This window comes from Novipirellula rosea, from assembly GCF_039541335.1.
GTDB lineage: Bacteria > Planctomycetota > Planctomycetia > Pirellulales > Pirellulaceae > Novipirellula > Novipirellula rosea.
Map to the genome: position 1 here is coordinate 39281 of NZ_BAABGA010000040.1, position 20648 is coordinate 59928.

Sequence of the window (20648 nt, forward strand, 5' to 3'; positions counted from 1 at the left end):
CCCCCCAAAATTGGTGTTCGGTGAACCGGCGGCCTGCTTCGCTTCGGGCAGCATTGCTCAGCCTCGTCTTGCTGGCATTTGTCTCCGCTGATGCGGTCGCGGCGCCCAATGGATTGCAAAACCATGTGGACCCGTTCTCGCTGCCCGGAACCGATGGTACCGCCGTCTCTCTTTCGACGGATCCCACCGTTTCGTTGCACGTTCTCTGTTTCCTCGGCACCGAATGTCCGCTGGCCCGGATCTATGGGCCACGCCTCGATGCCTTGGCGAATCAATACGCCGAACGTGGCGTTCAGTTCATCGGGATCAACAGCAACATCCAAGACTCGATGGACGAGCTGCGGCGGTATGTCAAAGATCATCGGCTGACCTTTCCTGTAGCCAAAGATTACGATCGCCGGGTCGCGATTCAATCCGGTGCAACACGTACCCCCGAAGTCTTTGTGATCGATCGATCCGGCACGGTTCGTTACTCGGGCCGCATCGACGATCAATACGAACCCGGCATCGCACGAAAACAGGCGACGCAGCACGATTTACAAGATGCCATCGACGCGCTGTTGGCCAACAAACCGGTGCCCAACCCGAAAACGACCGCGATGGGGTGCTTGATCGCACTGCCGCGAAACACATCGACCGATTCCGAATCCAAGGTCACGTACTGTGATCAAGTCAGCCGGGTGTTGCAAAATCATTGTGTCGAGTGTCATCGAGCGGACGAGATCGGGCCGTTCTCGCTCGAAGATTACGACGACGTCATCGGCTGGGCCGACATGTCGTTGGAGGTGATCGGGCAACATCGCATGCCGCCGTGGCATGCCGATCCCAAGCATGGTTCGTTTGCCAATTCGCGGCACATGCCCGAGCAAGACAAGCAGATTTTAGTCGATTGGGTTGATGCCGGGATGCCCTACGGCGACGCCCGCAAACTGCCACCCGCTCGCGAGTATGTAGCGGGCTGGCAACTGAGCGAACCGCCTGACCAAATTGTGACGATGAACGATACCCCGTTCCACGTTCCTGCCACCGGGACGGTTGAGTACCAGTACTTTGTCGTCGATCCTGGTTTTGCCGAAGACAAATGGATTCGAGCCGCCGAAGTCGTTCCCGGCAATCGGTCAGTGGTCCATCATTCGATCGCCTTTGTGCGTCCCCCCGACGGCGCTGATTTTCGCGACATCGGCTTTCTTTCCGCGTATGTCCCTGGCCAACGACCGAGCGAATTGCCAACCGGTTATGCGCAACGGGTTCGTGCCGGTTCCAAACTCGTGTTCCAAATGCACTACACGCCCACCGGCAAAGCGGCCGAGGATGTCACGCGAATCGGGTTGCTGTTTGCCGATCCCAACGAGGTCACGCACGAAGTGTTTGTGTTGGGCGGTGTCGAACAGGAGTTTGAAATCCCACCGGGGGCAGCCAACCATGCCGTCGATGGCGACATTGGTGGCTTTCCCAAAAACGGCACGCTGTTGTCGATCACGCCGCACATGCATCTGCGTGGCAAGGCGTTTCGCTTTGTCGCTCAGACAAAGTCGGGCGAGCAAACGTTGTTGGATGTCCCAAACTACGATTTCAATTGGCAACATAATTACGTGCTCAGCGAACCGTTGCCGCTCAGCAACGTGAACCAGCTCTCCTTCACGGCGGTGTTCGATAACTCGGCCGACAATCCCACGAACCCGGACCCGTCCGAGTTTGTCACGTGGGGCGATCAAACTTGGCAAGAGATGGCGGTCACGTTTGTGGCCGTTGCAAAGCCGCTGGGGCCGCAAGCCAATCGACGCGAAACCGCAGACGATCCGGCTAAACAAAAACGACTTCACGAGCAACAGAAAACGAACGAGCAAGAAGCGACGCAGTTTGCAGAGCGTTACATCAAACGATTTGATTCCGATGACGATGGCGTGCTCACCAAACACGAACTGCCCGATTCCGTGCGGATGTTCAGTTTCCGTTCGTTTGATCATGATGGAGACGGCCAAATCAGTCATGAAGAGATTCGGGTGGAATCGTTAAGTCGTTTGCAGCGTTCACGTTAGACGCGAAATGCCCGAGCCGTTCGTTTAAGGACGAAGCGTCAGCTACGCGTCGTAGTGGATCTTGCTAAAGATCCTTTCGGGGAGACTGGTCCTGCTAAGCGACGTCGGAAGAATAACTGGCGGCGTCTTCGGTAGTGGACGAGGCAACGAATTTCCGTAGTGGACGAGGCAACGAGTCCTTTTTGGCTCAGTGAGGCTGCAGGACTCGTAGCCTCGTCCACTACCGGCCTCGTCCACTACCGCCCGCCATTTACTGTTCCGAACATCCAAACGGACGTGTCGCCACGTCCACGACGGTCAAGCCGATATTTGTTTTCTGCTCGCCCCAAATTCCACCTGGAAATTCACACGAAGTGTTTTCTAAACTCCCGCCGCTCTTTCGCATCTCGTGGATCGCTGATTGGATCGTCACCCACCGCGTCGTGACGTTCTTGATCCTAGCCATTTGGACCATCGTGATGGGGCTGGGGCAATACGACCCCACCATCCTTTGGCCTGAAAAGATCACTTCATCGCCCGATCACTCCGACATGTCGGCGGATGATGAATTCGACAAATCACTTCGCGCCAAAACTCCGAATGTCTCGCCCGTTCAAATCGCTGCGGGCGATGTGATCGTGGTAGCCCAGAGTGAGCAGTTCTTCACACCGGAGGGAGCTGATGCGATTCGCGACGCGGTCGCTGCGCTCGAATCACTCGATCAAGTCGAGCGGGTGTTGTGGATGGATCGGGCCCCAATGCTGAATATCTTCGGTCTACCTGAGCCCATCTTGCCCAAACGAAACGCCTCGCCCGCTCGATTCGAAGCCGCAAAGGAACGCGCGTTAGCCAATCCGATGATCGGCGGCCAATTGCTTTCGCCGGACGCCAACACGCTGTTGTTGATGGTCCAAATCGATTGGTTGTTTGTCACCGACGACAACGATTGTACCGACGCGCTGCGTGAAGCAGCGACCGCGGCATTGGCTAATCATCCCGGCGTCGCCATGACGTTTCAAGTCACTGGCGAGGTGCCCATTCGGGTGAGCTGGGCCGCCAGCACGCGGGATAATGAACGCAAATACCAATTGATCGGTTACTCGATCGCACTTGTGATCGCTTATATCTTGTTCCGTGGGCTGTCGTCAGTCGTGATCGTCGCACTCGCTCCTAGCTTTGGTGTGTTTTGGACCTTAGGGCTGCTGCATTATCTCGGTTTCGCCGACAATCCGTTCAACTCGGTGATCGTTCCGGTGTTGCTGTGTATGGTCGGGTTCACCGACGGCGTGCACATGATGGTGCAAATCCGCCGACATCGCGCCGAAGGGATGTCGGCGACCGATGCCGCTCGGTTATCAATCCGCGAAGTCGGTTTGGCGTGCTGGTTAACGTCGTTAACGACCGCGATCGGATTTGGATCCTTGGCACTGGCGCATCACGAGATTGTTCGCGAATTTGGTTATTGCTGCGTCATCGGCGTGCTGATGACGTTCATCTCGGTCATCACCGTCATTCCGTTGGCATGCGCCAGTCCTCTGGGGCGAAATGTCCACTCCGGTTACGGTCACAATTTGATCGACAAGAATTTGAGCAAGATCTCGGTGGTGATCGAGTTTGTGTTGCGGCATTCCAAGAAAGTCAGCTTCGCTGCGATCGTCGTGACGCTGTTGTTAGCCGCGATGACGCTGCAATTGCGGCCTGACCAACGGTTGACCAGCAACATGAGTGCCGGCAGTGAATCGGCAATGGCGTTGGCACATATCGACAAACAATTTGGTGGAATGGAAACGGCCGAAGTGACGGTCCAGTGGCGGAAAGAAGTTTCTGCGACCGATGGCGAGATTGGACGGGTGGTTGCCGAGGTCGATGATCTGCTCCGCAGCGAACCTTTGATCGGTAACCCGTTATCGATTCGCAGTCTGATCGATGCATTGCCAGGCGAAGGCGACCCAGGGACACGGATGTCATTGTTGGAATTGTTGCCGCCGCCACTGAAGCGAGCCTACTTTGTACCGGAGCGCCGCGTTGCCAAAGTGGTCATGCGACTGCAGGATCTTGGCATTGCATCCTACGGCCCCGTGTTCGAGCGAATTGAGCAAGGACTGGAAACGATCCGCCAGTCGCATCCGAATTTTCGGCTCGAGCTTGCCGGTAGTGCCGTGGGTCGATGGAAGAATCTGTATCGCATCGTGGTCGATTTGGCGTTTAGTTTGGGGACAGCCACGGTGATCATCTTTGCGGTGTTGACGTTTGTTTATCGCTCGGTGCGGCTCGGATTAATTTCGATGATCCCCAACTTGTTCCCGTTGGCGATGACCGGATTCATCCTGTTGATCATGGGCGAAAGTCTCGAGATTGTCAGCGTGTGTGCGTTCACGGTTTGTTTGGGCATCGCAGTGGACGACACGATTCACTTTTTGACGCGGTACCGCGAAGAACTGAAGACGGCACCCAGTGGAACCGAAGCGATCCGCCTCGCCTTTGTCGGCGTCGGAACCGCCTTGGTGATGACGACGGTTGTATTGATCGTCGGTTTTAGTACGGCGTTACTGAGTGATGCACGCGATCACCGGATCTTTGCCTCGATGGGAATTTTAACGATCGGCGGCGCCCTGTTTGCCGACCTCGTGATGCTGCCGGCATTACTACAGCGGTACGCGCACCGGCAAGAAACCGAGAAGGTTGCTGAATTGTAATTCAGTGTTGTGCACGCGTACGGTCACCTCTCCCCAGCTTCACTCGGGAGAGGTAGCTTGCGTCGTGTCACCTCTCCCAAACAAAGTTTGGGAGAGGTCGAGCAGAGCTTTCAGCGATTGCTCGGGTGAGGGCCGTCCGAGCAAGCCGAAGCGAGTGCACGCAAATTTGCGCGGTCGGCCCTCACCCGGACGAGGCCTGAAAGGGGCCCGTCCGACCTCTCCCCTAGCTTCGCTCCGGAGAGGTGGCTTGCGTCGTGTCACCTCTCCCAAACAAAGTTTGGGAGAGGTCGAGCAGAGCGCAGAGCGATTGCTCGGGTGAGGGCCGTCCGAGCAAGCCGAGGCCAGTGCACGCAAAATTGCGCGGTCGGCCCTCACCCGGACGAGGCCTGAAAAAGGCCCGTCCGACCTCTCCCTAGCTTCGCTCGGGAGAGGTGGCTTGTGTCGTGTTGCCTCTCCCAAACAACGTTTGGGAGAGGTCGAGCAGAGCTTTCAGCGATTGTCGCACGGCTTTCCAAGCCGTCAGCGTGCCTCGCGTTGGAGCGCCAATTCGGTGAGTAGGCAGATGCGATTTTGACAGCACGTTTACTGTAGCGCTACCAGCTTGGAAAGCTGGGCGACAATCGCTCCATCGCATGCAAGTCCAAAGTCACCACCCTTATCCAGCCGCTCCCAGCGGCCGCCCCTCCCATCGGGAGGGCGAATTCTCCTCTCTCCCAACTCCCTCTCTCCGTGTCTCCCCCTCTCCCCCTCTGCACTGCTCCGTACAGCAAAAAACTACCTCGGTCCAGGCCGATGGATATGGATCGCATCCTTCGGACCGCCTGGCGGGGTTCCCCGCTTTCGCTTTTGACCTTTACCCAGCTTCAACGAATCGCCCGTCTCGCGGTCGAAATAATCAGGGGTCAATTCCTCGGGTACAGCATCGCCAGTTTCATCTGTCCATTGATCCAGTACCTTTGATAATCGCGATTTCACTTGTTTATACTCTGGGGCAAACGCCAAGTTGTTTAGCTGGTTCGGATCGTCCTCCGTTTTGTACAATTCCTCTACCGGACGCGGTTCTAGAAAGACGTCCGCTTGAGCGTCACTTAGCTTTTCGCCATCACGCAGTCGTCGCAACGTTTGGTGCGAGGGCGAACGGACCGAATCCGCAGGTCCCTGCCACGCCAGTTCTGGACGCGAGTTGCGAATGTAGAGGAACTGTCCGTCTCGCACGCTGCGACCGTGAGCCTCAAAGTCGTGCCAATTATGCTCCGAAAATGCGAAGCGACGAATCGTTGATTGCGGATCGCCAAAGATCGGCGTCATGCTCACGCCTTGAATTGTTTCCGGAATCTCAGCCCCAGCCACCTCGATCACGGTCGGAGCGATATCGATCACGCTGACCAGGCTCGATGTCGTAACGCCTTCCCCCGCGATCCCCTTGGGCCAATGGGCGACCAACGCGGTCTTCATTCCCGAATCGTGCAGTCGTGTCTTCGCTCGTGGGAACGGTCGCCCGTTATCCGCCAACACCAGGATCAAGGTGTTGTCGAGCTCGCCTTCGGAGGCAAGTGTTTGAGTCACTTCGCCGACGAAATAATCGAACCGCGTCACTTCGTTGTAATACGACGCCAAATCTTGCCGCGTCGCCGGTTCATCCGCCAAGAACGGAGGAACGATCACATCCTCGGGCTGATGTTTCGGTCCATACTTCTGCTCCACCCACTCGTTGTCCGCATCCCAATTGCGATGAGCGTCAAGCGAGGCGAACCAGCAAAAGAACGGTTTGTCTTTTGGCCGATTTTTGATCGTGGCAGTCCAGCGAGCTTCGGCGCCGTGGTTGTCGGGGGTTACACCTGGATCCACCAGGTCCCATGGTTTTGCCGGTTTGGATTGTCCCACCGCTGGCGGCTCGGGCGTCATGTGATTCTTGCCCACTAGCGCGGTGTAATAACCGCTTTGCCGCAGCACCGTCGGAAACCAAGCTAAATTGGCTGCAATCGGTTCATGCAATTCCGCTGCCCGGCCTAGATTGTGAGGATAGCGGCCAGTGATAATGCTCGCACGACTCGGGCTGCAACTACTGGCGGTCAAGAAAGCCTCGGTAAAACGCAGCCCTTGTGACGCCAGTGCGTCGATATGGGGCGTGCGAGCAGCCGGATTGCCGTAGCATCCGAAATCGTTCCAGCTGACGTCGTCGGCAATCATGATCACGACATTGGGCTTCGAATCGACCGACTCAGCCGCAGCGGCCGTATCGACCAGCGTTAGCGGTGTCAGCAACAGTCCCGCGATGATCATTCGTATTGGCAAATTCATTTGTTTTCTCCATGGATAAGACGCTTCGGTGGGGTGACCATCAGCGATTCGATCACGGTAGCAAGTTGTTGCGGAGGACACACAAGTTTCACGTAGCTGTGTTGGCTCGATGGATCATCGACCCACGTCGAAACACCTTCGGCATCCAGCTGGACGCGACCTCCGGAAACGACTTCCCAGTACTCGGGCTCGGCACCCCGCACGGCGAACAATGCAGCGGCTTGATCATAGCTGGGTTGGCCTCCGTCAATCGAAGCTCGATTCTTGTAGCGTCGTTTTTCGTAACCACGGCGGACCGGATTGTCGCTCGGTGTCTGCTTCAATCGTTCGCCGGTGATCAGTACGTTGCCGATCTCGAAACCGTGCCAAACGATTTCGCCTGGCCACTCGTTGGCCACCACGATCGAGGCATCCAGGTGGGTCTTGATGTTGGTTTCCGGACGATTGGACTTGGGAAACTCGCCTCCCATGATAACCAGACTGCGCACCTTCTGTTTCACCAAATTCGGCTCACGCCGCCACAGTTCAGCGAGGTTCGACAACGCTCCAACGCTACAAATGGTGACGCTGCCGTCGGGCTGTGCAGATAACGTTTGCCGGTAAATGTCCAGGGCGTCGGGAGCCTTGTCGTCCGCCCCGATGTCGTTCGGGAACTCGTCTCGCAAACTCGGGGCATACGTACTGGTACGCTGTAGCGCCGTCGGGCCCGCTTTGTCGGTGCCGATTGGAAGATCGGGGTGACCGTAGTAGGTGTTGATCGCGTCAACCGCCGCGGCCGATGCCTTCGTCAAATCCGCACGATTGACGATCGTCGCCAGTAATTCGCACTCACCGCGATCGTCCAGTGCGTGCAACATCGCCAATGTACCGACGTCATCAGCATCGCCCGACATGTCGGTGTCGAGAATCAGCTTGACCGGATCCGCCGTCGGCAATCGCTCGGCGCCCAGGTAGAAGGCGCCTGCGATCTCTTTTCCGTCGCCATCGTAAAACCAGCTTTGCATGGTCGTGCGACCCGCGGGCACGTGCATACGGAATCGAACTTCGCCGGACTCGGGCGTCACCTTTCCGCGTTGCTCTACATCGCCTACGCGCAGTTTTGCCGATGCGATCGGCCACGCGGGGCCAGCCGGCAGGACACCGTCGGTCACTCGAGCTTCATCGACACTCGAGGTCAGACTCAAGTGACACTCGTCGGGCCAACGGCTCAGTCGAAATTCGTACTCGCCTGCCTGTGCCACCTCGATATGCCATACTCCGTTCTTGCGATCGCCAGCTCGGACTTGTTTCTGTTGATCGATGAACACGTCGGCCCATTCACACGCCGTTAACTGAACAGGATTCTCGGCGTCGTGGCCAATGATCGATCGCTCGAACTCGTTCGCCTGATCTTTTACACCGTCCCACCACGCGTTCAAGTGGGCTCGCATCGCTCGGGTCACTTCCGGATGCTCGGCGATCACATTTTGGGTTTGCAGCGGATCCTCGGTCAAATTGTAAAGCTCTTTGTCGGATAGTAACCGCCACTGTTTCCACAACACCCCCGCCCCTTCACGACGCGGAACGGCGCCGTTGTTAGGAGTCGTCTTGACCATCCGGAATGGCATGCGGCTGTAATTGATCACCAGCATCCGGTCCTCGGGAACGCCACTCGTTCCTCGCAACACGTTAGCCAAACTAATCCCGTCAAACTGAGTTTCCGTGGGAACATTCATTCCCAGCAAATCGACCAGCGTCGGCAATACATCTTGCACTTGGGTGAGTCCCGTGACGTCACCCGCAGGCCGCAGCGAACCGGCGGGCCAGCGGACGAAGCATGGCACGCGATGTCCACCCTCCCACAAAGTTGTTTTGCCACCTCGCATGTTGGCATTGAAATATTTGGGCCCAAACGTGCTGCCGTTGTCCGTCATGAAGATTACTACGGTGTTTTCACGTAGCCCGCTCTCGGTCAAAAATGTCTCAAGCCGGCCCATGTTCTCGTCAATGTTGTCGACCATCCCCAGGAAACGGATCAACTCGGACTCCTGCTCCGGCGGAAGGCTTGGCAGCGTCTCGCGAACCGATTCGAATGCCTTTTTCGCCGCTTCGTGATTCCGCGCTGGGACATAGTGGGGTTGATGAGCCGCGGCGGTTGCCAAGTAGCAAAAGAAGGGACGTCTCGCCTCCGCTTGGTCCTTCATCCACTGCATCGATTCGCGAAACAATACGTCCGTGGTATAGCCGCGATAGGATTCACGCACGCCGTTGTGGACATAGGTGTCGCCAAAGTAATCGTTCAGCCACGCGTCGGGGACCGAACCGATGTGGGAGGACGGAAACCATACGCTTTCCTGAAACCCACGATCCTGAGGCCGGTAGGGATAGGTGTCGCCCAGATGCCACTTTCCAAACAATCCCGTCTGCCACCCCGACGCGGTGAACAGGTCACCCATGGTCGGAAACGATCGTCGAAGCAGCGTTCGGCCGCTACTGACGTTCATCGCGCCGTTGCGAAGCGCGTCCACTCCGGTCATCAGTTGACCACGCGTCGGCGTACACATCGGTGCGACGTGAAAATCGGCCAGCCGGATACTCTCGTCGTGCAGTCGGTCCAAATGAGGCGTCTGCACGACGGGATTGCCATGGCACGAAAATTCGCCAAAACCTTGGTCATCGGTGATCACCACCAAAACGTTCGGTCGTTCGGCGGTCGGTGTTTCCGCGGCAACGACGGCGGACGCCGAAAACAACAACGGCAAAGCTAGAAACAATGTTTTCATCGATTCATTCTCGGGTGTCATACGGGGAGTAAACGTAGCCTAGGCTTCCAGCCTGGGTTTGCAGTGGTTCCCAGGCTGGAAGCCTAGGCTACGCTGTGAATCCGTCAGTAATAAAGTCGTTCCGCTGGTTCCCAGGCTCCGGCCTGGAAACCAGCCGTGTCATGTGCAACTCATCTCTTCGCTCGCCCCCAACGGGTTCGCAGGGCGTCCAATAGCACCGCGGCGACGATCACGCCGCCAGTGATGATTTGTTTGTTCGCATCGGAGACACCAATTTGCGCCAACCCAGTCTGCAGCACTTGGATGATCAGCACGCCGATAAACGAGCTGACCACGCTGCCTCGTCCGCCCATCAAACTGGTGCCACCGATCACGCAAGCGGCGATGGCGGCCAATTCAATTCCGATTGCCGCGTTCGGGTCCGCCGTCGACAAACGCGACGATTGGGCCAAGCCTGCCAAACCGCACATCAAACCGCTGATCCCAAACACCGCGATCGAATAGGGTGCCGCACGGATACCCGACATTCGCACCGCTTCGGCGTTCGTGCCGATCGCGACACAGTAGCGGCCAAACACAGTCCGCATCAGCACAAATTGGCCCGCGATCACCGTGGCCACCGCGATGAAAAACGCAGGCGACAGCAAGATGCTGGTGATCGGTTGACCAAACCACTCGATGCGGCTGCCGATGTAAACCGATTGCGAATCGGTCACCACCTTGGTCGCACCGCGAGCGATTTCCAGCATCCCCAGCGTGACAATGAACGAAGGAATGCCAAAGCCAACCGAGATAAAACCGTTCACCAATCCGCATCCGCCCGCGACCAACATCGCAATCGGCAGTGCCGCTAATAGCGGCCATTCCTGGTTCGCCATCAACACGCCCAGCACCGCGGAGGACAGCGCCAACAACGAACCGACCGACAAATCGATGCCGCCCACCACCAACACCAACGTCATGCCGACGGCTAGAAACGTCAAGTCAGGAATCTGGTTCGCGATCGACACCAACGTGGTCATCTGAAAGAAATTCTTGCTCATCACACTGAACACGGCGACCAGTGCGATCAGCACTGCCACCAGTCCACCGTATTGAAGAATCGATTGTTTAAGCTGCGTTTGTTTCATAACAGAACTGGTTTATGTGTTTACGATTTGCGAACGGTCTTTGTAGCCGAGGAACGATGCCTGCATGATCTTGTCTTCCGTCCACTCGTTTCGATCAAACATTTCGACCATCCGACCCGCCGACATTACGGCGATGCGATCGCATGTTTCAAACAATTCTTCCAAATCGCTGCTGACGATCACAATCGCTTTGCCTCGGCTCGCCAGCGTTTCGAACAACTGATAGATCCGCTGTCGGGCCCCGGCGTCAATCCCGCGAGTCGGCTCGTCAAACAGAAAGACGTCAGCATCGCGAACCAACCATTTTGCCACTGCAACTTTCTGTTGGTTCCCGCCGCTCAATGTGCCGACGAATTGATCAATCGACTCGCAACGTGTCGCCATCGAGTCACGCATCTGCGTGGCAACTCGGCTTTCTTCGGCCTCGCGAGTCAGGCCGACTCGCGAAAATCGTCGCCACATACTGCTGAGGGTCGTGTTGATGCGAATCGATTGCGACAGCAGCAGACCGTCCTGTTTTCGGTCTTCGGTCACCATCGCCAGCCCCGCCGCGACCGCTTCGCTAGGATGCCGGAACCGCCGCGGTGTCGCATTGGCTTCCAGCGAATCGCCTAAGTAAACGTATCCTGCCTCCGCAACATCGGCACCAAAAATCGCTCGCAACAATTCCGTGCGGCCCGAACCCACCAAACCCGTAATCCCAAGTCGCTCGCCTCGCCGCACCGTGAAGCTGACATCGTCAACGATCCCCGACGTCACCGACTCGACTCGCATTGCATCCTGATTCGTCGCGTGACAAACGTGGTCACGCTTGGCCGCCACTGCTGTTTCGCCACTCATCAAATCGACCATCGCATCGGTCGTTAGCGATGCGGTCGATTGAGTGCTCACCAGCGTCCCATCACGCAGCACCGTAACTCGGTCGCTCAATCGTGCGACTTCATCCAGCCGGTGGCTGATGTAGATGATTGCAACCCCTTCGTCTCGCAGTCGCGTCAAGTGAGCGAACAGCTGCTCGGATTCGCTGCCCGAAAGCGCCGCGGTGGGTTCGTCCAGAATCAGCAATTTGCACTGCCGAGCCAAAGCGGCTGCGATCTCGACCATTTGTTGCCGCCCAACCCCCAGCGAACCGACCAACGCGTCGGTTGCCACATCGGCCAATCCAAAGCGATCCAGGATTTGCCCTGCCCTACGATGTAGTTCACGCGAATCGATCGCGCCGAATCGCCGCGGCAATCGAGTCAGCAGCAGATTTTCGGCGACTGAAAGTGTCGGAATCAGATTCAATTCCTGTTGCACAATCTCGACGCCAGCGGCTTCCGCGTCTTGCTTGTTCGACGGAGCAAACGAGTGGCCATCGAGTGTCATCTCGCCCTCGGACTTTGGCACAAGCCCGCTAACGATCTTGCACAGCGTGCTCTTGCCGGCACCGTTGGCTCCCAACAGTGCATGGATTTCGCCCGGACGCACCTCTAGCGATACGTCACGCAATACCGTCACGTTGCCATAGCGTTTAGTCAGACCGTCGACTTGCAACAGCGAATTCACAGGCTTTCCTTCGTCACCAAATCGACCGGAGTTTCGACGTCATCGGTTGCCGCCGATTCTTCCTTGACTTGTTTCAGAGCCGCCTCAATGCCAAATACCGCCAACTGATCGCCATGTTGGTCGGCGGTCGCCAAGACTTTGCCTTGTTTGATCGCCTCTTGAATCGCCGTGATATTGTCAAAGCCGACGATCATCACTTCGCCTTCGCGGCCTGCACTTTTCACCGCTGCGATTGCCCCCAAGGCCATCGAGTCGTTGGCGGCCAGGATCGCCTTGATCTCGGGGTGTTCGCTCAGCATCGACGATGCGATCGTGTTCGCTTTGCTCATTTCCCATTCGGCCGTTTGGCTGTCGACGATCTCGATCCCGGCGTCTTGCATCGCGGCTTGGAAACCTTTTAAACGCTGCTGGGCATTAAACGAGGTGCGGATGCCTTCCAGGATCGCCACCTTGTCACCCTTGTTCAGTTTGGCGGCCAAGTGATCGCCCACCTTCTTGGCTCCCGCCATGTTGTCGGGACCGACAAATGGGATCGAAATTTTTTCTTGCGTTAGCACGTCGGCATTCAACCGGTTGTCGATGTTGATCACGGCGACGCCCGCTTGCGATGCTCGTCGCAGTGCGGGAACCAAGGCTTTTGAATCTGCCGGAGCGATCACGATCGCGTCGACGCCGCTGGCCACCATCTCTTCGACGAGCGAGACTTGGCGGCTGAGATCACGTTCGTCTTTGATTCCGTTGACGACCAAGTCGTAGTCATCGGAGTGCTCGGCTTGATGCGCCGTTGCCCCATCGGCCATCGTCGAGAAAAACTCGTTCGCCAGCGACTTCATGATCAAGGCAACACGAGGCTTGTCATTGTCTGTGCCCGCTGCTTGGCGATCCTCAGGCGTTGTTGACGATGAATTGCACCCTGCAAACGTGAGCAACGTTAATAGCAACAGGTAATGGCGAATTCTCATGGTTATTTCTTCAACGTGGACAGTAAAAATGGAAGGATGTTTTGTAGTCAGCCGTGGGGCCGTAAGACACCGGGTCGTTCGAGCACTCTGAGCAAACGGGGTGAAACAATTTTCCGATAAAGGGTTGTATGTCTTCGCCGTAGCGGAAGTCGTCAAGACTTTCGTTCGATTGGCGTATGTCCCCCAAAGCTCTTGACGAGTTTCGCTCTCGAAATGCTCACACGCGAGTGATTTTTGAATCTTCAAACTTTAAAACTTCAATCGCTCCTCAATCATTGGACGCGTTCCCATGCTAGGTTGGGCGCCATCGCGTGATGCCGCGATCGCTCCCGCAGCACTGGCGAATCGCATCGCTTCGACTAGGTCATCGGTTTCGGCCCAGCGGACACTCAAGGCGCCTGCGAACGCATCGCCCGCCGCGGTGGTGTCGACCACCGTGATTTTGTCGGCGGCAAACTGATGAAAAGTGTCGTCCGTATACAGTACCGATCCACGGTCACCCAAGGTGATCACCGCGTTCTTGCTTCCTCGGCGGTGCAGTTCCCGGGCCGCCTCTTTGGCATCGGCGATCGTCTCGACCGGTCGCCCCGTGATCGCAGCCGCTTCGGTTTCGTTGGGGCAAACCAAGTCCACGCATAGCAGTTCGTCGCTCCAAACCGGCGGGACCGGTGCGGGATCAAGCACGACTCGCACGCCCGCTTGTTTGGCGATCTTGATCGTCGCTAACACGGCGTCCAGCGGAATTTCGAGCTGCAGCAGCACCACGTCGGCCGTCTCGATCGCATCGCGATTGGCATCAACGTCCTCCGGCGTGACGCGTCCATTGGCTCCTTGCACCAACATGATGGCGTTTTGACCGCTTGCTTCCACCGTCACGATGGCCAGTCCGCTGGGACAATCCGTCGTTTTCGCAATGCCATTACAATCGATGTCGTGCGATCGCAGTTTTTGCAGCAGCGTGTTCGCGAAAGCATCGTCGCCGACTCGGCCAATCATTCGCACATTGCTTCCCGCCAATGCAGCGGCGACCGCTTGGTTGGCTCCTTTGCCGCCACCGATCTCGGACGACGAATTGGCGGTAATCGTTTCCCCGGGACGAGCGAATCGGTCACAGCGAACGACCAGATCCATGTTGATCGATCCGACCACCGTAATCTTCGGAGGACGTTGGGTGCTCATTGTTTTGCCTCGCGGATCGAGTCTCGGTTTACCAGGTGTACTTCAATGGAATGCTTTTTGGTTCGCGGACGCTTGCCAGTTCGCAGTTGTTTGCTGATCAATTCCGCCGCGGTCCGCCCCAGAGCCGGCACGTCTTGTGCAACCGTGGTCAGCGGGACGCTCATAAAGTCGGCGAAGGGAATATCGTCGAACGTCACGATCGACAGGTCCTCGGGGACACGCAGTCCCATTTCCGACACTGCGCGGAGTGCCCCCAGAGCATTCGGGGTGCTGAAGGCAAAAAACGCCGTGATGTTTGGGTGCGTGCTCAGTAGTTGTCGGGCGGACTCGTATCCCGAGTGTTCACTAAAACTGTCGCCGGCGACCATCGACGAGTCCAATTCGATGTCATGTTTCGCCAATCCGGCGCGAAGTCCCTCGATCCGCTGGTCATTGGGCAGCGTTCCGGGCAATCCCTGCAAAACGCCGATCGACCGGTGTCCATGATCCAGCAGTAATTCGGTAGCCCGCTGGGCGCCGCAGCGATGATCCGAAGTGACTTGCACGAGTTTACTTTTGGCGAAGCCGCGATCGACCAGGACCACTGGCAATCCCGAGGCATCGATTGCCGCCAGATGATCGTGTTGTCGGCCGACGGGACAGACGACCAAGGCTTCGATTTGTCGGCCCAGTAGTTGTTCGATCAGCTTTTCTTCATTCGCGGTCGTTTCACGGCTATCGGCCACGATCACTGAGTAGCCGTCGTGTTCGGCCGCCAGCGTGACTTCGCGAGCGATCGAGGCAAAGAACGGATTCGACAGATCGGGAACGACCACGCCGACGAGTCCCGAGCGTTTCAGTCGCAGCGAACGGGCGACCTGGCTAGGACGAAAGCCGAGTTTCGCTGCCGTCTTCTTGACTGCTTTTTCGGTCTCCACACTGATCCGGTACTCACGAGCGCGACCGTTCAGCGAGCGTGAAGCGACTGAAACGCTCACCCCCGCCGCATCCGCCACATCTTGCAAAGTCACCGACATCATGGATCCCGCCGCAGTCATCTCTTCAGGGTTGTGAACGAATCCGTAGTGGACGAGGCAACGAGTCCCCGCTGAGTATCTGAGTAGTGGACGAGGCAACGAGTCCCCACAAACAGGTTCTCCGCCGCCAAAAATCCCGCAAACCGTCCGATTCTCGCACACCAAGCACAAACGATTGTGCCAACTTACTCCCTGTATCCACCCCCGTCAACCGTTGTCTATAGAGCAATCCGCCCCCGTAGCGCAGGCTGCCAGCCTGTCATCAAGATAGTGCGATCACATGAGATTTATTCGCTCTGTTATTTTGGCGGCAAAAAGATGGGTGGCAAAAACATCAAAGAATGAGCTGTAGCGAAAGTCGCGAAGACTTTTGAATGTGGGATAGGCTTCCAGCCTGTCATCGGTCGGGGGGGGCGAGAGGGATCTTTAGCAAGATCAGGGATCTTTAGCAAGATCCACTACGGGAAGTGCGTCACGATCGCGAAGCGGTCAACGACGATGGCAGATGAGATTACAGGAAGATGGTTGACAGGAAAATAAAGAACTGCTGTCGCGAAAGTCGCGAAGACTTTTGGCTGTGGAACAGGCTTCCAGCCTTTTTGTGCCCGACAACTCATGTCGAGCGAATTGTCGCCTTATCCCGATAGGGATTTAAGCAATTAGCCGTAGGTAAGCGGAGCGCCACCTACGGAATCCCAGCACCGTCATCTGTGACCCTTTCAGGGTCAACGATTATGGAATCATTCGTTTTCCGGTGGTGTTCGCTGCGCTCCAACCACCGGCTAATTGCTGAAATCCCTATCGGGATAAGCTCGTAAAAGTTCTGGGGTATAAAAAGGCTGCCAGCCTGTCATCGGTCGTGGACTGTTGCTCGAGGGATCTTTAGCAAGATCCACTACGGGAGGAGCGTCATGATCGCAGGACGATCAACGGCGTTGGCGAGAAACCGACGAGCGGAGTCGTCGGGCGACAATCGCGCGGCTGCAAGCTCAGGGTCACGGGCCCTCACCCTCGCATTCGCTGAAGGCTTTGCTCGACCTCTCCCAAACTGTGTTGGGAAAGGTGGCAAAACGCTGCCGCTGCGATCCGGCCGACAATAGTCGCACGGCTTTCCAAGCCGTAAGCGTGTATCGCGTTGATCGCCGATTCGGTGAGTCGTCACGTTCGAGTTGGGCGGCACATTCATCGTAGCGCTACCAGCTTGGAAAGCTGGGCGACAATCGCCGTGCAAGCACAGAGGCGCCGGCCCTCCCCTCCCGGAAGGGAGGGTAAATTCTCCTCACTCCCAGCTCCTCACTCCTCTCTCCTCGGTGCCAGATCCTTGGAGCTACTCGTTCGACGAATGGGCGATCGCTTTACCGATCATGTCGCGGATCTGCTCCAATTGGTCGAGTCCGAGCGTGCGCTTTGTTGCGATTTGTTCGGGGAGTTGATCTGTTTTGACGTCAACGACGACAGGAATCACTAAGCGATCCAATCCCGTTGCCAGTCCCACTTCGTACTGCATCCAATTGGATTCTAGCGAATTGGGGGTCACGAGCGTCACGACCGCGTCGGATCGGCCAATTTCGTCTTTCAGCCACTGGCGAAGTTCGGTTCCCTCAGGAGCGTTGGATTCGTCACTGGAGGCATCGATCCCCATGTCCCTCAGCTTTTGAGACACGTATTTCGCTAAATCGCGAGATTCTTCGGTGTGGCTGACATAAACCCGTTTCTGTTTTTCGGGCGTTGGAGCTGTCGCTTTTGGTTGTTCAGTCATCAAACATTCTCCATCAATCCACCCATCGCATCGAAGTAGTCCGGCAATTCGTTAATGGAGATTGCTCTGCGGTCCTTCAATGGCTTCGGTCTGTCATCTAGTTTAACGTGCATCAGGACAAGTGTAATCGGCAAATCGAGCGCATCAGCGATACCGGCTTCGTGCTTGACCCAGTCCGACTGGATCGAAGCGGGCGAGAGCAAAACCAGCAGCTCATCGGATTTTCGCAGTCCCGCCTTGATCTCTTCACTGATATTACGTCCCGCGTCGATGTCAAAAACATCGACCCAAACGCTGCCGCCGGCTTGTTCAATCTTCTCGCGAATTTGATGACAGACCCATTTGTCTTGTCGCGAGTGGCTGAGGAAAATTTGATGTTTCGCTGTGGTCGATTGGCTGGTCATCATCGTCGTTGCGGCAAGTGAGAAAACGCAATTCGCTGCGGCCAAGAGTGTTTCATCGCGATCATAACTTATTGGTCGCGGAGTCGCTGTCGCATCTCTTGAAACCAAGTGGGGATGTCGGCAGGCGGAGTTACTCCAACAAGTTCTTTAGAAAAGGTATCTGTAACGATGTGTTCGCCGAGTGCACGATAGGATTCAAATTGTTCTTCGTCGTAAGCGAGGTCCGCCGTGGATTGGTGAGGAAACTCCGGTTCCCGCTCTCGATAACTCTCGATCGCTTTGCCCTCGTTGCCGCTGATCGAACTTTTTAAATACAGCAGCCATCCGGTTTTTCCATCGCCATAGTTAATCTCACCGAGGGCAAAATGGTAATCAACCGTGGGCGATGCTGCTTTGCCCGTCGGCGGCGATTCGGTCGGGATGCCAGCATCGGTCTCGGCGCGTGCATCGGCAACTTTCAGTCGTGACAGATCAATCTTGATCTCGATTCCAAAATCGATTTTTGCATAGCGAATGACTTGCAAGAAGCTGCCGCAAGTGATCCCGGGATCACATTCACCGTCGACCAGCACGATGTAACGGCAACGCCGACGCAGCAGTTCGTAGATCCCCATGTTCTCGATATGTCCGCCATCGGACAAATTGACATACGGGTACGTTTCACGCACGTCGCCAATGAATTGTCGCAACCAATACAGCGGTCCTGGGTTTCCGTCCCACATCCCTTTCTCGCGATTGGGCACACGTAACCAATAATCCAAGCGGACATTGAACAGCGCGGCCCAAAAATTGAAACGACTGCTGTTCACGCCCATGAACGGGGATGCGGCTGCACCTGAGATGGCCACGGCCGTGGCAAGATCGACGCTGGGATCGGTCTTCTCGATATCAGTCGTGTCAAAGTAACCCGTGGATTCGCTGCCGCAGTAATGTTTGCTAAACAGAAAGAAGTCCGCGGTTCGTCCACGAAGCGGTTCGCGGTGTCCGGCTGGCGCGTTGAGCGACGCGTTGATCAAGTGGTAGGGAGCTTGCTCGGTAAGTTCGCTCAGCTTTTGAGGGGAGCTTGCGATCACCTTTCCGGCCGAGTCCAGCTTTAAGTGATAAGCACGAGCCAGGCGATCGCGATAGAACGGATGCAGCGAGCAAGCGTTGATATTGAGAAACCAGTGTGTCACGGCAAACACAACCACCGCCAGCCCTAGTAGCCACCACCATCGATTCATCACGAGTTCGCGATTGACGCCAATGAATAAGGAATGGCTCGCAATTAGTGTGGCGACCATCCAGATAAATACCAACGGCAGGATCACGATTGCGATCGTAGCGAGTACCGGCTTCCAGCGACTCGTCTTGCTCGTCATCGCAGAGAGTCGTGAAACGATCGGAATCGCGATCGCGGACAAGGCCGCAATGACCGATTCTCCCGGAAGCATAATTCCCATCTGGCTGGTTGCTTCGATTACATAGCTAAGTTTTGCCCCCAGTGGAAACGCCCACCAAGCAAACATCGCCAAAAGGAATAGGAATAAATAGCCGACCCTACGCAGTGCCGTCTCAGGCAGATCGGTTTTGCCTCGTTTTCGGCGATAGTGCTGCAGAACCGTAATCAGAATTAAACACACGGCGAAAAACGTGAGGGTTACGGCGACGAAAGCCTGTTCCCACCACCACCCCGTATAGGCATGATCTCCCTTAAACGCTCGCGAGATTGCCTCCTGATTCAGCAGGCAAATCACTAGGGTGAAAAGCACCAAGGGAGGAAGGACCACAAAAAAACTGGCCAGCCAACCCGCAAACGCCAGCACGGGGATCTCTAGTCGTTTCCAAAAGCCGCCCGTCAACAACGACTTGCTGCTGGACCGCAAGTGCCGCATCGGTGCCGATTCTTGCGTGGCATCCCTGACAAAGGGAAGATCGTTCTTGCCCAGCCCAATCCGTGACGCGGGTGCTGATGATTTCGACCCGTCGGAAACATCGGAGTTTAAGAAACAACTTAAAAACGAGCCCGCATAGCCTCCGCCCGAGACGGTCGACAGGTAGTCAAAGTTGGCCAGCATGCCTTGCTTGGCGAGTCCTTGCAGTGCTCCGAGTGCAAAGGTGGCCGACCGCAGTCCGCCGCCGGAGAGGGCGAGTCCGGTCAGATTGCTGACTGCGGTATCGGCGTCCATCCCACGTCGTAATCGGATCGCAGACAATTCGGCTTGATGAACCGCGGTTGCAGTGGCTGGATCAACGCTTGGCGAAAACAGGATTTCGTTATAGGGCCATCCCGGCTCGGTATCGCTGCGGAGCGTGGGGATGGGGGTGTGAGCGTCGGGAACGGTCGATGATGGGACACGAATCGGCTGGTTGCGAGCCAACGCAAGAAACAGCTGTTCAAAGTAAACCACGATGCCTTGCAGTCGCTCAAGTTCTTCGCGGAAATCGTGGTTGTCATCTTCACTCAGTTTGCCGCTGGAGAACGGCTTGTGCCATTTCGCAGTGAAAGGGCGTACATCGTTATTGAGAAACGCCCAAACGAGATCGGCAAACCGATGCGCCTCGGGGCCCGTCTTTTCGCAGATCTCACGTGCACACTCGAACAGTCCATGGACACTCTCGAGTGCCGATTTTTCATTCCCACGCAAATAGGGAAGCGGCCGAGTAACAATCCGGCTACGTAATTGGTTGTAAAACTCCCAGGCCGCCCGTTTGTCCGCATCGGACGGATCAAAATTCGCGTCGGTCCAAGCATCACCAAGCCGCATCAACAATTCCTGAGCCGCGGCATTGTCAGTTTTCGCTACGACTGCATCGGAGTCCTGCTCGGGTGACTCCCCTAGCAGCCATTGTTTCCAAGTGATCATTTGCAACATCAGTCAAAAAGTGTCGTT

At 56.4% G+C, this 20648-nt stretch carries 12 protein-coding genes; 2 read left to right on the forward strand and 10 right to left on the reverse strand.

Annotated elements, in window-relative coordinates; all coding sequences use genetic code 11:
- The first annotated feature begins 20 nt into the window (after positions 1 to 20).
- Positions 21 to 2039, forward strand: a complete 2019-nt coding sequence (locus ABD971_RS16775) for a redoxin domain-containing protein (protein WP_345323919.1) — start codon at positions 21 to 23, stop codon at positions 2037 to 2039.
- A 353-nt stretch (positions 2040 to 2392) separates the two neighbouring features.
- The gene (locus tag ABD971_RS16780; protein ID WP_345323921.1) at positions 2393 to 4714 is read left to right on the forward strand and encodes an efflux RND transporter permease subunit; all 2322 of its coding nucleotides are present in this window, start codon (positions 2393 to 2395) and stop codon (positions 4712 to 4714) included.
- A 774-nt stretch (positions 4715 to 5488) separates the two neighbouring features.
- Here the strand turns inward: ABD971_RS16780 and ABD971_RS16785 are convergent.
- The 10 genes from ABD971_RS16785 to ABD971_RS16830 form a co-directional block, all read right to left on the reverse strand.
- On the reverse strand, positions 5489 to 7015 hold the full coding sequence (locus ABD971_RS16785) for a sulfatase family protein (protein WP_345323923.1): 1527 nt from the start codon (positions 7013 to 7015) through the stop codon (positions 5489 to 5491).
- Positions 7012 to 9777, reverse strand: a complete 2766-nt coding sequence (locus ABD971_RS16790; protein WP_345323925.1) for a sulfatase-like hydrolase/transferase — start codon at positions 9775 to 9777, stop codon at positions 7012 to 7014. The genes ABD971_RS16785 and ABD971_RS16790 overlap by 4 nt, the downstream gene beginning before the upstream one ends.
- Before the next feature lie 170 nt (positions 9778 to 9947).
- Positions 9948 to 10907 (reverse strand): ABC transporter permease, encoded by a 960-nt coding sequence (locus ABD971_RS16795; protein WP_345323927.1) that lies wholly within the window; start codon positions 10905 to 10907, stop codon positions 9948 to 9950.
- Positions 10908 to 10919: 12 nt separating this feature from the next.
- Positions 10920 to 12455 (reverse strand): sugar ABC transporter ATP-binding protein, encoded by a 1536-nt coding sequence (locus tag ABD971_RS16800; RefSeq protein ID WP_345323929.1) that lies wholly within the window; start codon positions 12453 to 12455, stop codon positions 10920 to 10922.
- Complete coding sequence (locus tag ABD971_RS16805) at positions 12452 to 13417, reverse strand: sugar ABC transporter substrate-binding protein (protein WP_345323931.1); 966 nt, start codon at positions 13415 to 13417, stop codon at positions 12452 to 12454. The genes ABD971_RS16800 and ABD971_RS16805 overlap by 4 nt, the downstream gene beginning before the upstream one ends.
- A 249-nt stretch (positions 13418 to 13666) precedes the next feature.
- The gene (rbsK, locus tag ABD971_RS16810; RefSeq protein WP_345323933.1) at positions 13667 to 14596 is read right to left on the reverse strand and encodes a ribokinase; all 930 of its coding nucleotides are present in this window, start codon (positions 14594 to 14596) and stop codon (positions 13667 to 13669) included.
- The gene (locus ABD971_RS16815) at positions 14593 to 15615 is read right to left on the reverse strand and encodes a LacI family DNA-binding transcriptional regulator (protein ID WP_345323935.1); all 1023 of its coding nucleotides are present in this window, start codon (positions 15613 to 15615) and stop codon (positions 14593 to 14595) included. The genes rbsK and ABD971_RS16815 overlap by 4 nt, the downstream gene beginning before the upstream one ends.
- A 1324-nt stretch (positions 15616 to 16939) precedes the next feature.
- Complete coding sequence (locus ABD971_RS16820; protein WP_345323937.1) at positions 16940 to 17371, reverse strand: toll/interleukin-1 receptor domain-containing protein; 432 nt, start codon at positions 17369 to 17371, stop codon at positions 16940 to 16942.
- Positions 17371 to 17778, reverse strand: coding sequence for a toll/interleukin-1 receptor domain-containing protein (locus tag ABD971_RS16825; RefSeq protein ID WP_345323939.1), 408 nt, complete (start codon positions 17776 to 17778; stop codon positions 17371 to 17373). Before ABD971_RS16825 ends, ABD971_RS16820 begins: the two co-directional genes overlap by 1 nt.
- A 65-nt stretch (positions 17779 to 17843) precedes the next feature.
- On the reverse strand, positions 17844 to 20621 hold the full coding sequence (locus ABD971_RS16830; protein ID WP_345323941.1) for a patatin-like phospholipase family protein: 2778 nt from the start codon (positions 20619 to 20621) through the stop codon (positions 17844 to 17846).
- Positions 20622 to 20648 lie beyond the last annotated feature (27 nt).

What these genes read in the sequence shown, in the direction of transcription:
- ABD971_RS16815 (WP_345323935.1), bottom strand. Translation starts at nt 15,615, where the DNA reads ATGATGTCGGTGACTTTGCAAGATGTGGCGGATGCGGCGGGGGTGAGC.
- ABD971_RS16820 (WP_345323937.1), bottom strand. Translation starts at nt 17,371, where the DNA reads ATGACTGAACAACCAAAAGCGACAGCTCCAACGCCCGAAAAACAGAAA.
- ABD971_RS16785 (WP_345323923.1), bottom strand. Translation starts at nt 7,015, where the DNA reads ATGAATTTGCCAATACGAATGATCATCGCGGGACTGTTGCTGACACCG.
- ABD971_RS16805 (WP_345323931.1), bottom strand. Translation starts at nt 13,417, where the DNA reads ATGAGAATTCGCCATTACCTGTTGCTATTAACGTTGCTCACGTTTGCA.
- rbsK (WP_345323933.1), bottom strand. Translation starts at nt 14,596, where the DNA reads ATGAGCACCCAACGTCCTCCGAAGATTACGGTGGTCGGATCGATCAAC.
- ABD971_RS16795 (WP_345323927.1), bottom strand. Translation starts at nt 10,907, where the DNA reads ATGAAACAAACGCAGCTTAAACAATCGATTCTTCAATACGGTGGACTG.
- ABD971_RS16830 (WP_345323941.1), bottom strand. Translation starts at nt 20,621, where the DNA reads ATGATCACTTGGAAACAATGGCTGCTAGGGGAGTCACCCGAGCAGGAC.
- ABD971_RS16790 (WP_345323925.1), bottom strand. Translation starts at nt 9,777, where the DNA reads ATGAAAACATTGTTTCTAGCTTTGCCGTTGTTGTTTTCGGCGTCCGCC.
- ABD971_RS16825 (WP_345323939.1), bottom strand. Translation starts at nt 17,778, where the DNA reads ATGATGACCAGCCAATCGACCACAGCGAAACATCAAATTTTCCTCAGC.